The sequence below is a fragment of the Paenibacillus sp. Y951 genome, assembly GCF_056786395.1.
Genome location: NZ_JBXCIY010000042.1, coordinates 1 through 6032, shown reverse-complemented (window position 1 = coordinate 6032; position 6032 = coordinate 1). Strand labels below are relative to the sequence as shown.

The following is a 6032-nucleotide window of genomic DNA, read 5'->3' as shown; positions in this document are numbered from 1 at the left end:
CTGGTGCTGCAGAACATGGAGATGAGTGAATGGAAGGCGGAAGGGCTGACAATTCGGCCGTATCCGCAGGAAAACAGCATCGCGAAATTCGACCTGACCGTGGCTGCGGTTGAGCAGGAAGGGCGACTGTATTTCGACTGGGAATACAGTACGGCGCTGTTCAAGAAGGAAACGGTTGAGCGGATGGGCAAACATCTGGCGACAATCGTGAAGCAGATCGTAGAAACGCCAGACATACGGCTGGATGAGATCGAACTGGTCGGGGAAGAAGAGAAGCGTCAACTACTAGAGACGTTCAACGATACGAAGGCGGAGTATCCGAAGGACAAGACGATCCACGTGCTGTTTGAGGAGCAGGCAAAGCGAACGCCAGAAGCTGAGGCGATCGTATTCGATTCCGTGCGACTGACGTATGGCGAACTAAACGCGAAGGCGAACCAACTGGCGCATGCATTGTGGGCACGAGGCGTTGGAACCGACGAGATCGTGGGAATTATGGCGGAGCGTTCGGTCGAGATGATCGTGGGGATTCTCGCGATCCTAAAGGCCGGCGGTGCGTACTTACCAATGGACCCGGCGTACCCTTCTGAGCGGATCGCGTACATGCTGGAAGACAGCAAGGCCGATCTTCTGCTCGTATACGGTGACGCAGAAGTACCGCAAGATTACGAAGGAACCGTGCTGAACCTGGCGGACGCGTCGCTGTATGCGGGCGAGACGTCGAACTTGCCAGCAGCAAGCAATCCAAGCGATCTGGCGTACGTCATCTACACGTCGGGATCGACGGGTAAGCCAAAAGGAGCGATGGTGGAGCATCGCAACGTCGTGCGGCTACTCTTTAACGAACGCAATCTATTCGACTTCGGCGCGAGCGACGTCTGGACGATGTTCCATTCGTTCTGCTTCGATTTCTCGGTATGGGAAATGTACGGCGCGTTGTTGTATGGAGGTAAGCTGGTTATTGTGCCGAAACGGACAACGCAGGAACCGCGGTTGTTCGCCGAAATGTTGGAACGCGAACGCGTGACGATACTGAACCAAACGCCTACGGCTTTCTACAGTCTGATCCATGAAGTGTGCGACAAGGAAATGAAGCGGAATCTGTTTATCCGCAAAGTGATATTCGGCGGGGAAGCCCTTTCTCCCGCACAACTGGAACCGTGGGCGAAGGCGTATCCGGCTGCGCTTCTGATCAACATGTATGGCATTACGGAAACGACCGTACACGTGACGTACAAGGAAATAACTGGCGAAGATATCCGGACGAACATCAGCAATATCGGGAAACCGATCCCTACGTTGTCGGTCATGATTCTAGACAAGAACGGACACCTTGTTCCTCAAGGGGTAGCCGGAGAAATGTATGTAGCTGGGGCAGGCGTGACGCGCGGATACTTGAACCGCCCGGAGCTGACGGCCGAGAAGTTCGTGGACAACCCGTTTGAACCTGGCGAGCGAATGTACCGGACGGGAGACTTGGCAAGATGGCTGCCAGACGGGAATCTGGAGTACATGGGGCGGATCGACGAGCAGGTGAAAGTCCGGGGGTACCGGATCGAGACGGGCGAAATCGTGCACGGTCTGTTGCAACACGCGGACGTGAAGGAAGCGGTGGTCGTCGCTCGAAAAGACGAACGGGGCGAGGCTTACCTATGCGCGTATGTGGTGAGCGTGGGAGCATTCAATGCCCCCGAATTGCGCGCGTACTTGAGAGCCAACATGCCGGACTACATGGTACCGTCATACTTAGTAGAAGTGGAGCGAATTCTACTGACGGCCAATGGCAAGGTGGACCGGAAGGCGCTGCCAGAGCCGCAAGGTCTCTTGCAGGCAGGAAGCGAATACGTGGCGCCGCGAGGCGAGACGGAAGCGAAGCTGGCGGCGATTTGGCAGGAGGTGCTCCGAATCGAACAAGTCGGGATCCAGGATCACTTCTTCGAACTGGGAGGCGACTCGATTAAAGCAATACGTCTGATCGCGAGGATGGAGCAAGCGATTGGACGAAAAATGAACCTCTATCATCTGTACCAATATCCGACGATCGAGTCCTTCTTGGCGAACCTTTCTACGAGTGATCACTTGGACCTCGCGGCTGCCGAACAAGCGCTTGCTGCCGATATGGAGAAACTGCAGGATCAAATCTTGTCCGGCCCGGCAGCGCTGGCGGGCGAAGTCGAAGATTTCTATCCGATGAGCGATATCGAGCAAGGGATGATTTTCCATACCCTCATGCAGTCCAAGGAAGCGGTATATCACGATCAGCTCGTATATGGGGTTAAAGATGAGCATTTCCAACTGGAAACCATGCGGGAAGCATTGCGTTTTATGGTACAGAAGCATCCAATCTTAAGAACCGATTTTTATCTGGAGACGGATTCTTATCCCGTTCAAATCGTGCGCAAACACGTCGAAACCCGCATCGGACTGGATGAATTAATCGGACTGGACGGGAAGGAACAAGACGATTTAGTGAAGCGATGGCTAGCGGAAGATCGCAAGCGTCCGTTTGACATCGGGACGGCACCTCTTTGGCGTATGCAGGTGTTTTTGCTCAGTGGGGATCGCCAGTATTTGATCTGGGTCTGCCATCATGCTATCTTGGACGGTTGGAGCGTTGCATCGTTCATGACGGAGTTGCTAAACGTTTACGGGATGCTGAGGGCTGGAATATTCGACAGGTATGCAGAGGCTTCTTTGAAGAGCACGTATAAGGATTACGTGATTGAACAGCTAATGGTCAAAAGTCGTCTCGATTTCCAAACGTTCTGGCAGATGGAATTGAGGGAATACAAGCGACTGGAACTCTCTGGGCCTACAAAATCAGGTCTGAAACAGGACGGTAATTATTTTGCGTATACGCACTCCTTGGAAAACGGATTGTTGGAGGAACTCAAGTATGCGGCGAAAACTAGCGGAACAAGCTTGCGTTCCATCTGTTTTGCTGCGTATTTGTACAGTCTGTCTATGTTTACATATGACAATGAAATTTTAACCGGATTCGTAGAAAACGGACGGCCTGTTCGTGAAGACGGCGATAAAATATTGGGCTGTTTCCTAAATACTGTTCCAGTGCAAATGAAGATCGATACGCAAATGACATGGTTGGAATGGATTCAGAACGTTCACGCCAAATGTATGGAGATGAAAAACTTTGGAAGGTATCCGCTGCAGGATATTATGCATGCAACGGGCGTGACATCTGATGGTAATCCATTTTTTGATATTTTGTTCAATTTTATTGATTTTCATATATACGAATCTTTGCAGGATACGTCAATTATCTCGAATAGTCCGCTGGAGTTAAGCTATGGGCGCACGAATACCAAATTGGATTTTTCGGTATCGACCACCCTCAATGAGTTGAAGGTAGGAATCGTATCTTTATATCCAGAAGAGGTCGTCCTCAGGTTGCTTCAGTATTTTGAGCAAGCATTGCGCATGACAGCAGCTGATTTGAGTCAGGTGATCCAAAGCGTCGATCTTCTCGAGGAAGAAGAGAAACGTCAGCTGCTAGAGACATTCAACGACACGAAGACCGAGTATCCGAAGGATCAAACGATCCAGGCGCTGTTCGAGGAACAGGCGGAGCAGACGCCGGATAGGGAGGCGGTCGTATTCGAGTCTGCCCGAATGACGTATGGGGAGCTGAACGCGAAGGCGAACCAACTGGCGTATTCACTGCGAGCGCGAGACGTAGGAGCGGACCAGATCGTGGGGATCATGGTGGAGCGCTCGGTCGAGATGATCGTGGGCATTCTCGCGATTCTGAAGGCTGGCGGCGCGTACTTGCCGATTGACCCGGGGTATCCGGCCGAGCGGATTGCATACATGCTGGAAGACAGCGGCGCCCATCTATTGCTTGTATGCGGAGGAAATGTGAAAGTACCGCAGGATTACGAAGGAAGCGTGCTGATCTTAGCGGACGCGTCGCTGTATGCGGGCGAGACTTCGAACTTGCCAGCGGTAAGCGGGCCCAACGATCTGGCGTACATTATCTACACGTCGGGTTCGACGGGACAGCCCAAAGGAGTGATGACGACACAGCAAAACGTTGTTCGGACGGTGCGCAATAGCAACTATGTGACGTTCGTGCCGACGGATCGGATCTTGCAATTGTCTAACTACGCTTTTGACGGTTCGACATTCGATATTTTCGGCGCGTTGTTGAACGGAGCCGCTCTTGTTCTCATACGAAAAGAGGATGTTCTGAATATCGTCGCCTTGTCGCGAATCCTTCGAGAGGAAAAGATCACGGTTTTCTTTCTGACGACGGCCTTATTCAATACGCTTGTCGATCTAGATGCAGGTAGTCTTTCCAACGTCAGACATGTATTGTTCGGCGGGGAAAAAGTGTCGGTTGATCACGTGGCCAAAGCGTATCAAGCGCTCGGAAAAGGCCGGATTATTCACGTATACGGACCGACGGAGAGCACGGTGTACGCAACGTACTATTCCGTGGATCGGATGGATCTTCGCGAAGCGATCGTGCCTATTGGTGCACCGCTCGCCAATACCCGGACATACGTCGTAGACCGTTCGAATAAGCTAGCACCGATCGGGGTGCCAGGAGAGCTGTGCATCGCAGGAGACGGCTTGGCGCGTGGATACTTGAACCGTCCAGAACTAACGGCGGAAAAGTTCGTGGACAACCCGTTTGAACCTGGCGAGCGAATGTATCGTACAGGAGACCTTGCAAGATGGCTGTTGGACGGGAATCTGGAGTACATGGGCCGGATTGATGAGCAAGTAAAAATTCGGGGATACCGGATCGAGACGGGCGAAGTCGTGCACGGTCTGCTGCAACACGCGGACGTGAAGGAAGCGGTGGTTGTCGCTCGGAAAGACGAGCGGGACGAAGCTTACCTGTGTGCGTACGTGGTGAGCAGCGGAGCGTTCGACGCATCTGAATTGCGTTCGCATTTGAAGCGTAGTCTGCCGGAGTACATGGTACCGTCGTATCTGGTAGAAGTGGAGCGCATTCCGTTGACGGCCAATGGCAAGGTAGATCGACGCGCGTTGCCAGAGCCGCAAGGGCTGGTGCAGGCAGGAAGCGAGTACGTCGAGCCGCGGAGCGAGACCGAAGCGAAGCTAGCGGCGATTTGGCAGGAGGTGCTAGGCCTTTCGCAGCCAGTGAGCATCCTTGATGACTTCTTCGAACTAGGTGGCCATTCCCTCAAAGCGACACAGCTGGTTTCGCGCATCCAGAAGCAATTGGACGCGAACGTGCCACTTGGTGAGGTATTCGCGAGCCCGACGGTGGAGGAGCTTGCGAGGTATTTGGAAGCGGTGGCTACCAAGGAACGCTACGAGGCGATCAGCAAGGCGGAGGCGCGCGAGTGGTATCGGGCCTCGCCAGCACAGCAGCGGCTGTACGTGGTAAGTCAGCTGGACCCAGAGGGGATCGGCTACAACATCCCGTGGGCGCTGGAGATTGCAGGAGAGCTAGATGCAGATCGCGTGCAGGAGAGCTTGAACGTGCTGGCGGAGCGTCATGAATCATTCCGCACGTCGTTTGCGATGCAGGAAGATCAGCTCATGCAGCGCATCGCCGAGCGTGTGGAAGTGCCACTTGAAGTGACGGAGAGCACAGAGGAAGAAGTAGAAGCGCGGGTGAAAGCGTTCGTGCGTCCGTTTGAACTGGGCGAAGCGCCGCTCTTGCGAGCGGGTCTGATCCGCCTGGAAGAGGGGCGGCACGTGCTGCTGCTGGACATGCACCATATCGTCTCAGACGGTACGTCAATGGACGTGTTTGTGGAGGAGTTCACACGATTGTATGGGGGCGAGCAACTGGCGCCGCTTGCGATTCACTATAAAGATTATGCGGTATGGCTGCGTGAGAAGATGCAGGGCGAGTTGTACCAAGCGCAGGAGGAATACTGGCTGCAGGTGTTCGAGGAAGAGGCACCAGTGCTGCAGCTGCCGACGGATTACGGGCGGCCGGCAGTCCGCCGGTTCGAAGGGGACCGTGCGGCTCAATGGTGGAGCGAGCAGGAGACGGAACGGCTGAAGCAGCTGTGTGCGAAGCAAGGCGT

Annotated in this window: 1 protein-coding gene; it reads left to right on the top strand. The window is 53.9% G+C overall.

The genetic code is table 11. The features are described from left to right. Nucleotides 1-15: 15 nt before the first annotated feature. Nucleotides 16-6032 (top strand): amino acid adenylation domain-containing protein (locus AC1TPB_RS24495; protein WP_482078886.1); only part of this gene is annotated, 6017 nt, incomplete at its 3' end.